This window comes from Streptomyces sirii, assembly GCF_045690365.1.
GTDB classification, from domain to species: domain Bacteria; phylum Actinomycetota; class Actinomycetes; order Streptomycetales; family Streptomycetaceae; genus Streptomyces; species Streptomyces sirii.
Genome location: NZ_CP147982.1, coordinates 4,809,151 through 4,824,799, shown reverse-complemented (window position 1 = coordinate 4,824,799; position 15,649 = coordinate 4,809,151). Strand labels below are relative to the sequence as shown.

Here is a 15,649-nt window from a genome sequence, read left to right as displayed (position 1 = left end):
GAAGTTCACGGCACCAGCACTCACACGGCAGTTGAAGGGAGCGATCACTATGGTCACCACCGGGCTGCGGACGCGACGGTCCGCCGCGCTACGGCTGCTGGTCGTCGCGGTGGCGCTGGCCGGCGCGCTGTTCGCCGCCGCCGCCCCGGCGTCCGCGCACGCCGCGCTGACCGGCAGCACGCCGGCGCAGGGTTCGGTGGTGGACCGCGCACCCGAGCAGGTGACGCTCACCTTCTCCGAGGGCGTGGCGATGAGCGACGACTCCATCCGGGTCCTGGATCCGCAGGGCAAACGGGTGGACCGCGGCAAGCTGCGCAACCTGTGCAGCGGCAGCATCGTCAAATTCGGCACGGGGCTGCCGCCGGGGCTCCGCGACGGTACGTACACCGTCGCCTGGCAGGCGGTCTCCGCCGACAGCCACCCCGTCTCCGGCGCCTTCACCTTCTCCGTCGGCGCGCCCTCCAAGTCCGCGGCCGCGCTCCCCCAACAGGAGGTCGGCGGCGGGCTGGTCGGCGCGCTCTACGGCGTCGCCCGCTACCTGGCCTACGCCGGGTTCGTGCTGCTGGTCGGCGGTGCCGCGTTCGTGGTCGCCTGCCGGCCGGCCGCGGCGCTCGTACGGTCGGTGCAGCGGCTGGTCGTCCAGGGCTGGGTGGTGCTGACCGCCACCACGCTCGCGATGCTGCTGCTACGCACCCCGTACACCGGCTCCGGTGATCTCGCCGACGTCTTCGACCTCGGCGGCCTCCAGCAGGTCCTGATCACCAAGCCGGGCGCGGCGCTGGTCTCCCGGCTGCTGCTGCTCGCGGCCGCGGCGCTGTTCGTCGCGGTGCTCTTCGGGGCGTACGCGCGGCTGCAGGAACCGGGGCCGGCGCAGGAGGAAGCCGAGGGGGACGGGACCGCGGAGGACGGGACCGCGGACGCCGGCGACGAGCCCGGCGACGGTGCCGGGAAGGCCCTGGACCCCGCGGAGGAGGCCAAGCGGCGCAAGGACCTCACCTTCGGGCTGGGCATCGGCGGGGTGATCGTCGCGACCGGGCTCGCCGCTACCTGGGCGATGGCCGAACACGCCTCGACCGGGCTGCAGCCCGCCATCGCGATGCCGGTCGACGTGGTGCATCTGCTCGCGGTCGCCGCCTGGCTCGGCGGGCTGGCGGCGCTGGTGGTGTCCCTGTACTGGGGGCCGCCGGTCGAGCGGACCGCCGTACGCCGCTTCTCGCGGATCGCGTTCGGCTCCGTGGTGGTACTGGTGGCCACCGGCGTCTATCAGTCCTGGCGGCAGGTCGGCACCTGGCACGCGCTCACCGACACCTCCTACGGGCGGTTGCTGCTGCTCAAGGTGGGCCTGGTGATGGTCCTCGTCGGGATCGGCGCGGTGTCGCGGCGGTGGACGGGGCGCCTGGGCGAGGTGACGAAGGCGCCCGACCGCGAGCCCGTCCCCGCCCTCGTCCCCGACCACGGCCCGGAGCCCGAGTCCGACGAGGACCCGGCCGCCGGACCCGCTCCGGACGCCGCCCGCGCCGCTCAACTGGCCCGTCAGCGGACCGCCTTGCGCACCGCCCGGACCAAGCGGCTGCGCGACGCGGACCCCGAGCGGCTGGGGCTGCGCCGGTCGGTCCTGGCCGAGGCGGCGGTCGCCGTCGTCCTGCTGGTGGTCACGACGGTGCTGACCGCCACCGAGCCGGCCCGTACGGAGGAGGCGGTCAAGGCCGCTTCCGGCGGGCAGTCCACCGCGACCAACCAGCCGCAGGTGCTGACCATCCCGTTCGACACCGGCGGTGCGGGCGGCAAGGGCACCGCCCGCCTCGACCTCGACCCCGGGAGCAGCGGCAACGCCAACGAGCTGCGGCTGCGGCTCTCCGACCCGTCGGGCAAGGCCATGGACGTTCCCGAGGTGAAGGTCTCCTTCACCCAGAAGTCCAAGAAGATCGGGCCGCTGCCCTTCTCCCCCCGGCACATCGGCAAGGGCCACTGGCGCGCGAGCGGCGTCCAGCTGCCGGTCCCCGGGCAGTGGCAGCTCTCGCTGCTCGTACGGACCTCCGACATCGACCAGGTGACCGAGACCAAGAACGTGAAGATCGGCTGATGAGCAAGCGAACCGAACAGGCCGCCGACCCCCGGGCCGCCGACCCGAAGACCGCCGGCGGGTCGAAGAACCCCAGTGAGTCCTCCGGCGGGGCCGAGGCCCCGATGGAGCTCTCCCGCCGCCGGCTGCTCGGCACCGTCGGCGCGGCCGGCGCGGCCGGGCTGGTCGTCGGCGGGGCCGGCGGCGCCATCGGCGCCTCCGCCTCCCAGGAGGACACGCCCAAGGCCCTCACCACCCTCGGGTCGACCGAGGTGCCGTTCCGGGCGGCGCGGGCCAGGCACCAGGCGGGGATCACCACGCCGCTGCAGGCCAACGGGCATCTCGCCGCCTTCGACCTGGCGCCGGGCGCGGACCGCAAGGCCGCGGCGGCGCTGCTGCGCCGCTGGTCGCGGACGGCCGAGGAGCTGATGGCCGGGCGCGCCCCGGACGCCGACACCGGGATCGCCCTGGACGCCGGCCCGTCCTCGCTGACCGTCACCTTCGGCTTCGGCCACAGCTTCTTCGGCCGTACGGGCCTTGCGAAGCGGCGCCCCGTACAGCTCGACCCGCTGCCCGACTTCTCCGCGGACGCGCTGGACCCCGGGCGCAGCAACGGCGATCTGTGGATCCAGATAGGCGCCGACGACGCACTCGTCGCCTTCCACGCGCTGCGGGCGCTGCAGAAGGACGCGGCCGGCAGCGCCCGGCTGCGCTGGCAGATGAACGGCTTCAACCGCACGCCGGGCGCCACCACACACCCGATGACCGCCCGCAACCTGATGGGCCAGGTCGACGGCACCAACAACCCCAAGCCGTCGGACGAGGACTTCGACCAGCGGATCTTCGTGGGGCGGGACACCGAGCAGCAGTGGATGCGCGGCGGGTCGTACGCCGTCGTCCGCCGGATCCGGATGCTGCTGGACGACTGGGAGAAGCGCTCCCGGCACGAGCAGGAGCGGGTCATCGGGCGTCGCAAGGACAACGGGGCACCGCTGACCGGCGGCTCGGAGACCACCCCGATGCGGCTGGACGCGAATGGCCCGGACGGGCTGCCGGTCATCCCGGCCAACGCGCACGCCCGCATCGCGGCGCCGGAATCCAACCAGGGAGCGGCGATGCTGCGCCGCCCGTTCTCCTTCCACGACGGCTACCGCGAGGACGGCGCCCCGGACGCCGGGCTGCTGTTCGTCTGCTGGCAGGCCGACCCGCTGCGCGCCTTCACCCAGATCCAGCGGAAGCTGGACCGCGGGGACGCGCTGTCGCCGTTCCTGCGGCACGAGGCGAGCGGGCTGTTCGCGGTGCCGCCGGCCGCGGAACCGGGCGACTACGTGGGCCGGCCGCTGCTGGAGGGGTGATCCCCCGGCGGCGAGGGTGATCACCTGGCGGCCGTCCTAAGAGCCTGTCCGCGGCGGCTGTCCCCGGGGGGACCGTCCCCAGTTGGTCCAGCGGCTGGAAGGCCCGCCCGGCGGCCGGAACGGCTCGGTATCGTGGCAGGGCAGGGAGAAGATCGGCGGGGTGCCCCCGCAGCCACGCGAGGGAGTGCTCAAGGATGTCGGCCAGCCGCTATACCTATCTCGGCCCCGCGGGCACGTTCACCGAGGCCGCGCTGCGCAGCCTTCCCGAGGCGGCGACCCGTGAACTGGTGCCGATGGTGTCGGTGCCGGCCGCCCTGGACGCGGTGCGTGCCGGTGAGGCCGCGGCCGCCCTGGTGCCGATTGAGAACTCCGTCGAGGGCGGGGTGACCACCACCCTCGACGAACTGGCCGCCGGCGAGCCGCTGATGATCTACCGCGAGGTGCTGCTGCCGATCGCCTTCGCCCTGCTCGTACGCCCCGGGACGGCGCTCGGCGACGTCAAGACGGTGACCGGGCACCCGGTCGCCCAGTCGCAGGTGCGCAAGTGGCTGGCGGCCCAACTCCCGGAAGCGGTGTGGGAGTCGGCGGCCTCGAACGCCGACGGCGCGCGGCTGGTGCAGGAGGGCCGCTACGACGGCGCGTTCGCGGGCGAGTTCGCGGCGGCGACGTATGGGCTGGCGCCGCTGGTCACCGACATCCACGACGCGCAGAACGCGGCCACCCGCTTCGTCCTGGTGGGCCGCCCGGCCCGGCCCGCGGCGCCCACCGGCGCGGACAAGACCTCGGTCGTGCTGTGGCTGGCCGAGGACCACCCCGGTGCGCTGCTGGAGCTGCTGCAGGAGTACGCGGTGCGCGGCGTCAGCATGATGCGGATCGAGTCCCGGCCGACCGGGGAGGGCATCGGCCGCTACTGCTTCTCGGTGGACTGCGAGGGGCACATCACCGACCGCCGGGTCAGCGAGGTGCTGATGGGACTCAAGCGGGTCTGCCGCGAGGTGCGTTTCCTCGGCTCGTATCCGCGGGCGGACGAGCTGACGCCGAGTGTGCGTCGGCAGATGACGGACTCGGCGTTCACCGAGGCGTCGGACTGGCTGGCGCGCTGCCTCGACGGGCGGGGCTGAGCCGCCCGCGGTCTGGGCACGACCTGCGGCTTTCTGGGGCCTGTGCGTTGTCCACAAAGTTATCCACAGGCGCGGTTCTCGACCTGTGGGTAAGTCGACATGAAAGCCGGGCGGAGTCGACAAATCGGTCTACTGACACCACATTGCTCCACAGCGTCCCACCACGGCCTCCGTCAGCACAATTCATGCGATCAATCCTTTAGAGCGAGGCAATCCCACACGAAAGAGTGCGTGAGCGGGGTTTGGACCAAGAATCCATAGCCGACCATTTGGGCAGCGGAATGATCGACTCCGACTTCCACAGATTTCACACACAGCCTGTGGATAAGCGCCGGAGAACCCTCACCCCCTGTGGACAACCGAGGGATCTCCGGGGAAAACCAGGGCCCCAACTCCCGTTGTCCACATGATGGATCACCCGGTGCCCACCCCCATGAAAGCCCCATCGCGGACATCGGGAATTCCGCCGCACACCCCCTCGCGCTTATCCGACGCTTACCAGCCGACCCCTCGCGCACCCCCCTCCCCACCCCGCCCCCCTAAGGGAATAAATAGGCCAAAACGGGCAAATCGATATGCCGGGGAATATCGCGTCGATGAGCCGCGTGCGACCCCGGTAGCCTGGGGGTGTGATTGACCTTCGCCTGCTCCGTGAGGACCCCGACCGTGTGCGCGCGTCCCAGCGCGCCCGTGGAGAGGACGTCGAGCTCGTCGACGCGCTTCTCTCCGCCGACGAGCGGCGCAGGTCGTCCAGCGTCCGCTTCGACGAGCTTCGTGCCGAGCAGAAGGCGCTCGGCAAGCTCATCCCCAAGGCCAGTGGCGACGAGAAGGCCGAGCTGCTGAAGAAGGCCGGCGAGCTGGCCGCCGCCGTCAAGGCCGCCGACGCCGCCCAGGACGAGGCCAAGGACGAGACCCAGCGGCTGCTGCTGAAGCTCGGCAACCTCGTCCACCCCGACGTCCCGGTCGGCGGCGAGGAGGACTTCGCGGTCCTGGAGACGCACGGCACGATCCGCGACTTCGACGCCGAGGGCTTCGCCCCCAAGGACCACCTGGAGATCGGCGAGCTGCTCGGCGCGATCGACGTCGAGCGCGGCGCCAAGGTCTCCGGCTCCCGCTTCTACTACCTGACGGGTGTCGGCGCGCTGCTGGAGCTCGCCCTCGTCAACGCCGCCATCGCCCAGGCCACCGCGGCCGGCTTCACGCCGATGCTGACCCCCGCCCTGGTCCGCCCGCGCGCCATGGAGGGCACGGGCTTCCTCGGCCAGGCCGCCGAGAACGTCTACCACCTCGAAAAGGACGACTACTACCTGGTCGGCACCTCCGAGGTCCCGCTCGCCGCGTACCACATGGACGAGATCGTCGACGCGGCCAAGCTGCCGCTGCGCTACGCCGGTTTCTCCCCGTGCTTCCGCCGCGAGGCCGGCACGTACGGCAAGGACACCCGCGGCATCTTCCGGGTCCACCAGTTCGACAAGGTGGAGATGTTCTCCTACGTCTCGCCGCAGGACGCGCAGGCCGAGCACCAGCGGCTGCTGGACTGGGAGAAGCAGTGGCTGACCTCCCTGGAGCTGCCGTTCCAGGTCATCGACGTCGCCACCGGTGACCTCGGCGCCTCGGCCTCCCGCAAGTTCGACTGCGAGGCCTGGATCCCGACCCAGGGCAAGTACCGCGAGCTGACCTCGGCGTCCAACTGCGACGAGTTCCAGGCCCGCCGGCTCTCGGTCCGGATGCGCGAGACCGTCGACGGCAAGCAGAAGGTCCAGCCGCTCGCGACCCTCAACGGCACGCTCTGCGCGGTACCCCGCACGATCGTGGCGATCTTCGAGAACCACCAGCAGGCGGACGGCTCCGTGCGCGTTCCCGAGGTGCTCCGCCCCTACCTGGGCGGCCGGGAGATCCTGGAGCCCCTCGCCAAGTGAGCGCATCGGCTCCGACGGCCGCCGCACCGCTGCCGTACAAGCTCATCGCGACGGATCTCGACGGAACGCTGCTGCGCCCCGACGAGAGCATCTCCGAGCGCACCCGCCAGGCGCTCGCCGCGGCCACCGCGGCGGGCGCGGCGCACATCGTCGTCACCGGCCGTTCGGTGCCCTGGACCCGGCACATCCTCGAGGCCCTCGATTACCACGGCCTCGCGGTGTGCGGCCAGGGCGGGCAGGTCTACCACGCCGGTGAGCGGCGGCTGCTGACATCGGTGACGCTCGACCGGCAGCTGGCCGGTCTGGCGCTGTCCAAGATCGAGGCCGAGGTCGGCCCGCTGTTCCTGGCCGCGAGCCGGGACGGTCTGGACGGTCAGGTGCTGGTCGGCCCCGGTTACCGCGTGCAGGAAGGCCCGCTGCCGAACGTCCTGATGGACGACCCCGGCGAGCTGTGGGCCGCGCCGCTGAACAAGGTCTACCTCCAGCACCCGAGGCTGGACGACGATGCGCTGGCACAGGCCGCGCGCCAGGTCGCGGGTGATCTGGTGGGCGTGACGATGGCCGGTCCGGGCGTCGTGGAGCTGCTGCCGCTCGGCCTGACCAAGGCCACCGGCCTCTCGCTGGCCGCCCGCCGCCTGGGCGTCACCGCCAGGGAGACCGTGGCCTTCGGCGATATGCCCAACGACATCCCGATGTTCGCCTGGGCGGCGCACGGCGTGGCGATGGCCAACGCCCATGACGAGCTGAAGGCCGTCGCGGACGAGGTGACGGCCTCGCACGAGGACGACGGGATCGCGGTCGTGCTGGAGCGGGTCTACGGGCTCTGACCGGCCTCCGGCTCCGCCGCGTCGGCGACCGCCGCCGCGGGGGTCAGCGGCCAGGCCGCGAAACCCATGACCAGCGCGATGGCATGGCCGAAGTCGGTGAAGGTCGCGCCGGTCGTCAGCGGAATACCGAAGAAGACCAGTACCGCGACGAGGTAGACGTAGCGCCAGGGCGGGGGCAGTCGGTAGGTCAGTACGCCGGCGGCCGCGGCCAGTCCGTAGGAGACGCCGATGTCGACGACATGCGTCATCGAGCGCGGCAGCTGGTGGCCCTCGATGGCCAGCAGGACGAGTTCCTGGCTGGCGAGGGTGGCGGCGACATGCGCGCCGCCGACGATCAGCAGCCAGCGCCAGGTCCCCACCCAGCGCTCGACGTTGGCGTGCAACAGCTCGAACATCACCGCGTAGAGCAGGAACGACTCCGGCCGTTCGATCCAGAAGCCGCTGATCAGCAGCGAGGGCAGCGGATGCTCGTTCAGCTCGTGGATGTTGCTGCTGGTGCGGTGGACGAGGAACTGCCCCAGTCCCTCGGAGGCGGAGGCGATCACGAGGCTGGTGACGCCGATGATCAACAGCCAGATATGGGTGCCCGGGCTCGTCCGCACCCAGTCCCTCACCCGGTCGGCGAGGCCGCGCCCGGACCACCACGGCCGACCACCGCGCGGCGGCTCCATCAGCGGTCCCCTCGCCGGCAGCCGGGTGCACCGAAGCCGTGGGTGCTGCCGAGGCCGTGCGCGCTGCCGAAGCCGTCGGTACGTCTGACGGCCTTTCCGTCGGTTTTCACCCTTTGAGGGTAGGCGGTGTCTGCGCGGCCGGAGGGCTGGACGGCGGGTCGGCACCCGAAACCGTACGGCCGTACGCGGTTCCGGGTTGCCGCCCTGGGCCCTGGGACGATCTTCGCGGCGGTGCCACACCCCAGTCAATCCTCTGGTTTCCTTCCAAATCCCTTAGCCACAGCTTGGATCGGGCCACCGTGAGGGGGCTACCGTACCCAGGTGACCCTCGACGACCTGCGCGCCTTCGTGGCCGTGTGCGAGACGGGCAGCCTCAGCGCCGTCGCCCGACGGCTCGGTTGCACGCAGTCAGCCGTCAGCCAGCGCATCAAACGCCTCGAACGGGAGGCGGGCATCAGCCTGTTGGAGCGCCGACCGCGCGGTGTCGCACCGACCCAGGCCGGCCGGATCCTCCACCGCGCGGCGGCGGACGGCCTCAGCGGACTGGACGTGGCCCTGCGGCAACTGGGCGATCTGCGCGCGGGCGACGGCGGCACGGTCCGGGTCACCACCGGCGCCACGACCGTACGGCACTTCATGGCCGACGCGGTGGTCGCCTTCCGCGCCCGCCACCCGCACGTCAACTTGGAGTTCCAGACCGAGAGTTCCAGCCGTCGCTGCTTCGAGGCGGTCGCGGACGGCGGGTCCGAACTGGCCTGGATCACCATCGGCCCACCCGTACGCGGTATCGAGCAGCATCCGGTCATCGGTCTGCCCTGGGTGCTCGCCGTACGCGCCGACGACCCGCTCGCCGCCCGGGATCGGATCGAGCCGGAGGAACTGGCCGGCATCCGGCTCATCCGGCTGCCGGAGAACTCCACCTCCCGTATGCGGCTCGACGGCCACCTCGGCCACCGGGACGCAGGGCAGCTGCCGCCCCCGAGCACCACCAGCGTCGCGGACTGGGACACCGCCCTGCTGCTGGCCGAACTCGGCGTCGGCCACGCGGTCGTCCCGCGCCTGCCAGGGCTCGCGGCCACCGCCGACTCGTCCCTGTGCCTGGTCCCGATCCCCGCGCTGCCCCCACTGGCCACCGGCTGGGCGGTGCGGTCATGGGTGGCGCTGAGCCCGGCGGCGGTGGAGTTCGCCGAGACGGTCAATGCGTGTCTCGGCGGTAGTGGTGCGCAGGGATCGGGAGCTGGATCATCCGGTGCGCCAGGGGCTGCGCGGACGGTGGTGTCCGGGGACGGGGCGTCGGGGTCGTAAGGCGTCGTAAGGCGATGGCCGGGGCCTCCGCTCGGGGTGCGCCGGCCGGGGCCTGCTGCGGCCCGGCTGCACGCCGGCCGCGGCGCAGCGTCACCACCGCCCCACAATCGGCCACCACCCGGCAGCATCGCGTCAAACAGTGTCCACAACCCGTCAATGACGCGTCAGCGACCGGCGGAGGGGTGCGTTCCCCGGGCATAGCGTCGTCAGAGCCGAGCCCCGGCACATGCGTCATCCACTGGTCCGGGGCCGCCGATGTCCTGTTCGAGGAGCAACGCCGTGTCCCACCATCTGTACGCGGAAGATCCTGAGCCTTCTGATCGTGTCCCGGCCGGGCCTCTCTTCGTCCCCGTCCGGTCGGGCCCCGCGGGCTGCACGGCCCGCCTGTTCCGCACCCCGCTCGGCGGCCGGACGGCCGTCGGCTTCACCTCCGCCCAGCGTCTCGCCGCGGCTCTGGGCGGCGGCCAGCCCTGGGTCAGGCTGTCCGAGCCCGCGCTGCGTGCGCTGGCCGAGCCCGTGGGCGCGACCGTGGTGACCGTCGACCCGCGGCTCTCCCCCGAGGTTTCCCGTACGGCGCGCACCCCCGAGGTGCTCCGTACGGCGCGTACGCACCACCACCTACGGGCTGTCTGAGGGAGGGGCGACACATGAGCCACAGCACACTGCCCCGGACCGCCCAGGAGCCCGCCGTCCCGTCGCCCGCCGCCGCGGTGGCGCCGGCGACGGCGGTGCCTGCCGCATCCCGCCCCGCCGCCGACCGCGGTCCGCTGGCCATATGGCCCGGCTCCGCGGCGCCGCTCTGCGACGACGACGTCGCCGTGGGCGGTGTCCCGCTCACCGAGCTGGCCGACCGCTTCGGCACCCCCGCCTATGTCCTGGACGAGGACGAGGTGCGCCACCGCTGCCGCGCCTACCTAAGGGACTTCCCGGACGCCGACGTCTACTACGCGGCCAAGGCGTTCCTGTGCCGCGCCCTGGTCCACTGGGTGCAGGAGGAGGGCCTCGGCCTGGACGTCTGCTCCGCCGGCGAGCTGGAGTTGGCCGTCACCACCGGCTTCCCGCCCGAGCGGATCGTGCTGCACGGCAACGCCAAGAGCCCGGCCGACCTGCAGACCGCGCTCCGGCTCGGCGTCGGACGGATCGTCATCGACTCCACATCGGAGATCGCCCGGCTGGCGGCCGCGGTCCCGGCGGGCACCCGGCAGAAGGTCCTGGTCAGGGTCGTGCCCGGAATCGCCGCGGGCGGCCACGCCAAGATCCGTACCGGGACCGACGACCAGAAGTTCGGGCTGTCGATCGCCGACGGTTCCGCACAACACGCCATCACCCGGGTGCTCGCCCAGCCACGCCTCCAACTGGTCGGACTGCACTGCCACTTGGGTTCGCAGATCACCACGGCCAAGCCGTATCTGTCGGCCGTACGACGACTGGTCGGCCTGCTGGCCCGGGTCCGTGAGCAGCACGGCGTCGCCCTCCCCGAGCTGGACCTCGGTGGCGGCCACGGCATCGCCTACCGCCCCGGTGAGCCCGTGCTCGACTCCGCCGCGCTCGGCGCCAAGGTGCGCGCGGAGCTGGCGAGCAGCTGCGCGGCGGCCGGTCTGCCGGTACCCCGGCTCGCCGTCGAACCCGGCCGCGCCATCGTGGGCCCGGCCGGCGTCGTCCTCTACCGGGTGCTGTCCGTCAAACGGACCGGCGCGCACACGTTCGTGGCGGTGGACGGCGGGATGAGCGACAACCCGCGGCCCGCGCTGTACGGGGTGCGCTATGCGCCCCGGCTGGTCGGGCGCAACTCGCTCACCGCGCCCGAGCCCGTCACCGTCGTCGGCCGGCACTGCGAGGCCGGCGATGTGCTCGCCACCGACGTGCAGCTGCCGGGCGACGTCCGGCCCGGCGACCTGCTGGCGGTACCCGTCGCCGGCGCCTACCACCTCTCCATGGCCTCCGGCTACAACCTCGTCGGCCGCCCACCGGTCATCGCGGTCACCGACGGCCACGCCCGCCTCCTGGTGCGGCGGGAATCCCTGGCGGACATCCAGGGGCGGGACGTCGGACTGTAGGACGGGAGAGGGAGCGGTCATCGAGCGGTAATCCAGTTGTAGGGGGCAGGAGTTGGGGCTCCTCGGGGGCGGCGACCGCAGTAGGTCGGCCCCCGAGGAGCCCGTCACCGATGCCTGCGACCCTGCCACCGGCGCCCGCACCTCCACGGCTCCCGTGTAGCACGCATCCATCGGTTGTAGGATGACTGGGCAACCGGGCAGGCAGCGGCAACTACAGGCAGACGGGCGGACGGAACGGATATGGCACTGCGGGCAGCAGGGCGGCAATCCCTCGTGGACACCGTCGTCGAGGCCCTGCGGTCCCAACTGACGGCCGGGGAGTGGCAGATCGGGGACCGCATCCCCACCGAGCACACGCTCGCCGAGCAGCTCCAGGTCGGCCGTAACACCGTCCGCGAGGCGGTGCGGGTGCTCGTACACGCCGGAATGCTGCGCTCACGGCAGGGCGAAGGCACCTTCGTCGTCTCCACCACGGATCCGGGCGACCTCATGCGCGGGGTCCAACGGGCCGGCATCCGCGACGTACTGGAACTGCGGATCGCGCTGGAGGCGGAGGCCGCCCGGCTCGCCGCGCTGCGGCACCGGCCGGCCGACCTGGAGCGGATGCGGGCGGCCCTGGACGCCCAGGCGGACCTGTCGGACGCGGACGGACGGCCCGACTCCGGCAACCTGGAGCTCTACGCCGACCACGACATCGCCTTCCACAAGGCCGTCGTCGAGGCCGCGCACAACACCGCGCTGACGGCGACCTACGGGTGGTTCAGCAGCTCGGTACGGGAGGCGCTGGTCAGCGCGCTCGACGACCAGGCGATGCCGAAGATCGTGCACGATGACCACCGCGCCGTCATGGAGGCGATCGCGGCGGGCGACCCGGAGGCCGCGGAGCGCGCCACCCGCGAGCTGCTGGAGAAACCGAAGCGGGCCGTGGAGGCCCTGCTGGACGACGGCCGCTGAGGGGCCGGCGGGCGCCGCCGCCCGGGTCCTGGCTCTCCGCTCTCCCCTCTACCGCGCCCGGTCTCCAGCCCCCTTCCCCTCCCTCCCCCTTGCCCTCATCCGACTCCTCCTTCCCTTCCCTCCGGGTTCCCTTTACGCATCACACTCATGGCGAGGTAACGCACGCATGTCAGGGTCCAGGCCCCAAGCACCATTGATCGACGCCGAGGAGGACCTGGTCGCGCCGCCGCCCGTCGCCGCCGCCCGACGGCGGCTGCGGGCCGTCCACCCGGCGCTCGTGCTGACCGGGATCGTGCTCGCCGCGCTCAACATGCGGGCGGCGCTGGCCGGGGTCTCGCCGCTGCTCGGCGAGATCGGCACGCACTTCCACCTGACCGCGACCGCCGGCAGTCTGGTGACCACGATCCCGCTGATCTTCATGGGCCTGGGCTCGATCATCGCGCCGAAGCTCGCACGACGTTGGGGCACCGAAGCGGCGCTGTGCGCGGCGCTGATGGCGCTGTGCGGCGGCATCGTGCTGCGGATCGCGCCTCCGGTGGTGGCGCTGTTCGCCGGGTGTGCGGTGGTCGGCTCCTCCATAGCCCTGCTGAACGTGCTGATGCCGGGCCTGATCAAGCGGGACTTCCCCGATCGGGCCGCGGGTATGACCGCGCTGTACTCGACGGCGATGATCCTCGGTGCCACGGTCTCCGCCGCCTCCGCGGTCCCGCTGGAGGACGCACTCGGCAGCTGGCAGGGGGCGCTGGTCTCCTGGTCGCTGCTGGCCGCCGCCGCCGCGGTGGCCTGGATCCCGCAGGCGCTGACGGCCCGCCGTGGCACCCGGCACGGTGCGGCCGCGGCCATGTCCGCGCACCAGGCCAAGGCGGCACCGCGACTGAGCCGCTCGCCACTGGCCTGGCAGGTCACGCTCTTCATGGGCTCGCAGTCGCTGATCGCGTACGTGGTCATCGCCTGGATGCCGACCGTCTTCACCGACCACGGCATGGGCAAGGGCGAGGCGGGGCTGGTCTTCGCCTTCAGCACGCTGGTGCAGATGGTCGGTTCGTTCGTGGTGCCGATGCTCGCGGGACGGATGCGGCGGCAGCGTCTGCTGGGGGTGGCGGTGTCCGCGCTGATGGCTTGTGGCGTCGCCGGTCTGCTGCTGGCACCGGTGGCGGGTGCATGGCTGTGGGCCGCCCTGCTGGGCGTCGGCCAGGGCGGCGCGCTGGGGCTGGCCCTGACGATGATGGTCCTGCGCTCCGGCGATGCGCACACCGCCGCGCGGCTGTCCGGCATGGCCCAGACGGGCGGCTATCTGCTCGCCGCCGCCGGCCCGCTGGCCCTCGGCGCCGTCCATCAGGCCACCGGCGGCTGGACGATCCCCCTCGTGCTGCTGCTCGGCGTCTGCGCCGGTCTGGCGCTGCTGGGCATGGGCGCGGGGCGCGACCGCAGAATCGGGGACGCGGGCGGGGCGTAGGGGGCGTAGGGCCGGTGCCGGTCCGGTGACTGGGCCAGTGGCAGCACATGGGGGCACGCGGGGCACCTGTGGTTCGTGCCGGCACGTGCCCCCGCGGGCACTCACGTGGGCACCGCGTGTGGGCACCTCGCCACCTAGTGTGGGAGCCCCATGACGAGGGGGTGAACGATCTCCGTCGTCGGCAACGATCCGGGGGTGGCCACGGCCACGCCGTACGGCCGTGGCCTACCGTGCCCCCATGAGCGACGTTCAGCACACCGACCGCCGACCAGGGCCGCGGCTCTCCCGCATCGGCTGGCTCATCGTTGTCGCCGTCCTGGCCGCCCTCGCCGTTCTGGCCGTGCTGCTCGTGCCGCGGTTGCTGCGCGGGCCGGGGGGCGAGGAGAAGCTGACCGTGCCAGAGGGACAGCGGGCCACCCAGGTCTACGCCGCCGTCGACAAGGCGCTGCATCTGCCCGGCGGCTCCACCGCGAAGGCCGCCAAGAGCGCGAAGCTCCAGCTGCCGGATGGGGCGAACGGCAATCCGGAGGGCTACCTCTTCCCGGCGACCTATCCGATCCACTCGGACACCACACCGGCGTCGCTGCTCTCGTACATGGTCAAGACCGCCAATGAGCGGCTCGCCGCGGACAAGATCACCTCCTACCGTACGGTCGTGATCGCCAGCATCGTGCAGGCCGAGGCCGACCGGCCGGCCGATATGGGCAAGGTCGCCCGGGTCATCGACAACCGGATCGCCCGACACATGCCGCTGCAGATGGATTCGACGATCAACTACGCGCTGGGCCGCAGCACGCTCAACACCAGCCACGCCGACACCCGGACCAACAGCCCGTACAACACCTACAAGCACGAGGGCCTGCCGCCCACCCCGATCGACAATCCCGGGGCGGACGCGCTGAAGGCGGCCGGTGCGCCGCCCGCGGGCGACTGGCTGTACTTCGTCACCGTCAAGCCGGGTGACACCCGCTTCACCGCCGACTACCAGGAGCATCTGCGCAACGTCCGGGAGTTCAACGCCCAGCAGAAGAACGGCGCCGGTGGCGGGGGCGGCGCGTAGGACGGCGCGGGTCGGGCGCGCCCGGGACAGCGCCGGTGGGGCGGTGAGCCCGGGGGCAGTGGGCCCGGGGGCGGTTCGGTGTCCGGCCCCGGGCCACCGGATCCATCGGCTCTACTCCTCGCCCGCCAGGGTCAGTGCCTTCAGCCGGCGACCCGCGTACCAGGTCGCGAGAACCGTGAGGGCGACCAACAGGCATATCGCGAGGGGAAGTTGGACATCGGAGGTGATCGCGCCCTCCGCGGCCGTGTGCTGGCCGACCGCCAGCGCCCACTGCTGGATGCTGAGGGTCTTCGCGCCCGGGACGAGGGTGCCGACGAGGGCCTCCCAGACCAGGGCGTAGACCAGGCCGAAGACCACGGCGTGCCGGGTGATCGTGCCGAAGAGCAGGAAGAGCGCGCTGTAGGCGACCGAGGCGATGGCCGCCGCCACCGCGTACCCCACCGCTATCTGCTGGCTGTTGCCGTTGAGCAGGAAGCCGGCGAACAGGACGGGGACGGCGGAGAAGGCGACCGTGACGCCTATGGCGACCAGGAGTTTGGTGAAGATAATCGTCGGCCTGGACACCGGCTTGGCCAGGAGGTAGACCACCGAGCCGTCGTCGATCTCCGGTCCGATGGCACCCGTACCGGCGATGACGCCGATCAGCGGCACCATCGTGCCCAGCGCGAAGCCGCCCAGGATGCCGCCGGCGGTGGTGTCGTCGGCACCGGCGAGCGTACGGACGGCCACCGCGATGACCACCAGAAGGGTGGGCAGCGCGAAGAGGATCAGGGCCCGCCGCCGACCGAGCAGGGCACGGTAGGTGAGCCGGGCGACGGTCGGGTGGAACAGCGTGGCCTTGGGCCCGGCGGGCGCCGGCGCG

General features: G+C 72.3%; 13 protein-coding genes. 11 read left to right on the top strand and 2 right to left on the bottom strand.

What is annotated here, in order from left to right; genetic code table 11:
- Positions 1-49 precede the first annotated feature (49 nt).
- The 5 genes from WAB15_RS21640 to WAB15_RS21620 all read left to right on the top strand — a co-directional run bounded on the left by WAB15_RS21640 (position 50) and on the right by WAB15_RS21620 (position 7,284).
- Positions 50-2,083 (top strand): copper resistance protein CopC, encoded by a 2,034-nt coding sequence (locus WAB15_RS21640; RefSeq protein WP_399145773.1) that lies wholly within the window; start codon positions 50-52, stop codon positions 2,081-2,083.
- Positions 2,083-3,417: an iron uptake transporter deferrochelatase/peroxidase subunit gene (gene efeB, locus WAB15_RS21635; RefSeq protein ID WP_399145774.1), complete on the top strand. Its 1,335-nt coding sequence runs from the start codon at positions 2,083-2,085 to the stop codon at positions 3,415-3,417. The genes WAB15_RS21640 and efeB overlap by 1 nt, the downstream gene beginning before the upstream one ends.
- Before the next feature lie 194 nt (positions 3,418-3,611).
- The gene (pheA, locus tag WAB15_RS21630) at positions 3,612-4,538 is read left to right on the top strand and encodes a prephenate dehydratase (RefSeq protein WP_407287236.1); all 927 of its coding nucleotides are present in this window, start codon (positions 3,612-3,614) and stop codon (positions 4,536-4,538) included.
- 629 nt (positions 4,539-5,167) lie between these two features.
- On the top strand, positions 5,168-6,457 hold the full coding sequence (gene serS / locus WAB15_RS21625; RefSeq protein ID WP_399145776.1) for a serine--tRNA ligase: 1,290 nt from the start codon (positions 5,168-5,170) through the stop codon (positions 6,455-6,457).
- Complete coding sequence (locus WAB15_RS21620; RefSeq protein ID WP_407287235.1) at positions 6,454-7,284, top strand: HAD family hydrolase; 831 nt, start codon at positions 6,454-6,456, stop codon at positions 7,282-7,284. The genes serS and WAB15_RS21620 overlap by 4 nt, the downstream gene beginning before the upstream one ends.
- On the opposite strand, the gene WAB15_RS21615 is transcribed toward WAB15_RS21620, so the two are convergent.
- The gene (locus WAB15_RS21615) at positions 7,272-7,955 is read right to left on the bottom strand and encodes a rhomboid-like protein (RefSeq protein ID WP_407287234.1); all 684 of its coding nucleotides are present in this window, start codon (positions 7,953-7,955) and stop codon (positions 7,272-7,274) included. The genes WAB15_RS21620 and WAB15_RS21615 overlap by 13 nt on opposite strands.
- A 321-nt stretch (positions 7,956-8,276) precedes the next feature.
- On the opposite strand from WAB15_RS21615, the gene WAB15_RS21610 reads away from it, so the two are divergent.
- The 6 genes from WAB15_RS21610 to mltG all read left to right on the top strand — a co-directional run bounded on the left by WAB15_RS21610 (position 8,277) and on the right by mltG (position 14,787).
- Positions 8,277-9,260, top strand: coding sequence for a LysR family transcriptional regulator (locus WAB15_RS21610; protein WP_407287233.1), 984 nt, complete (start codon positions 8,277-8,279; stop codon positions 9,258-9,260).
- Between the two features lie 279 nt (positions 9,261-9,539).
- On the top strand, positions 9,540-9,893 hold the full coding sequence (locus WAB15_RS21605; RefSeq protein ID WP_399145780.1) for an SAV_915 family protein: 354 nt from the start codon (positions 9,540-9,542) through the stop codon (positions 9,891-9,893).
- 14 nt (positions 9,894-9,907) lie between these two features.
- Entirely contained in the window at positions 9,908-11,317 is a 1,410-nt protein-coding gene (gene lysA / locus WAB15_RS21600) for a diaminopimelate decarboxylase (RefSeq protein ID WP_407287232.1), read from the top strand.
- A 240-nt stretch (positions 11,318-11,557) separates the two neighbouring features.
- Positions 11,558-12,271: a FadR/GntR family transcriptional regulator gene (locus WAB15_RS21595; protein ID WP_407287231.1), complete on the top strand. Its 714-nt coding sequence runs from the start codon at positions 11,558-11,560 to the stop codon at positions 12,269-12,271.
- A 166-nt stretch (positions 12,272-12,437) separates the two neighbouring features.
- Positions 12,438-13,727, top strand: coding sequence for a CynX/NimT family MFS transporter (locus WAB15_RS21590; protein WP_407287230.1), 1,290 nt, complete (start codon positions 12,438-12,440; stop codon positions 13,725-13,727).
- A 238-nt stretch (positions 13,728-13,965) separates the two neighbouring features.
- The gene (gene mltG / locus WAB15_RS21585) at positions 13,966-14,787 is read left to right on the top strand and encodes an endolytic transglycosylase MltG (RefSeq protein WP_399145784.1); all 822 of its coding nucleotides are present in this window, start codon (positions 13,966-13,968) and stop codon (positions 14,785-14,787) included.
- Between the two features lie 111 nt (positions 14,788-14,898).
- On the opposite strand, the gene WAB15_RS21580 is transcribed toward mltG, so the two are convergent.
- Positions 14,899-15,618: an ABC transporter permease subunit gene (locus WAB15_RS21580; RefSeq protein ID WP_399146086.1), complete on the bottom strand. Its 720-nt coding sequence runs from the start codon at positions 15,616-15,618 to the stop codon at positions 14,899-14,901.
- Between the last annotated feature and the right edge of the window lie 31 nt (positions 15,619-15,649).

Bases quoted from the DNA above. Each gene is read 5' to 3' on its own strand.
- mltG (WP_399145784.1), top strand. From the start codon at position 13,966: ATGAGCGACGTTCAGCACACCGACCGCCGACCAGGGCCGCGGCTCTCC.
- WAB15_RS21615 (WP_407287234.1), bottom strand. From the start codon at position 7,955: ATGGAGCCGCCGCGCGGTGGTCGGCCGTGGTGGTCCGGGCGCGGCCTC.
- WAB15_RS21595 (WP_407287231.1), top strand. From the start codon at position 11,558: ATGGCACTGCGGGCAGCAGGGCGGCAATCCCTCGTGGACACCGTCGTC.
- WAB15_RS21640 (WP_399145773.1), top strand. From the start codon at position 50: ATGGTCACCACCGGGCTGCGGACGCGACGGTCCGCCGCGCTACGGCTG.
- efeB (WP_399145774.1), top strand. From the start codon at position 2,083: ATGAGCAAGCGAACCGAACAGGCCGCCGACCCCCGGGCCGCCGACCCG.
- lysA (WP_407287232.1), top strand. From the start codon at position 9,908: ATGAGCCACAGCACACTGCCCCGGACCGCCCAGGAGCCCGCCGTCCCG.
- WAB15_RS21590 (WP_407287230.1), top strand. From the start codon at position 12,438: ATGTCAGGGTCCAGGCCCCAAGCACCATTGATCGACGCCGAGGAGGAC.
- pheA (WP_407287236.1), top strand. From the start codon at position 3,612: ATGTCGGCCAGCCGCTATACCTATCTCGGCCCCGCGGGCACGTTCACC.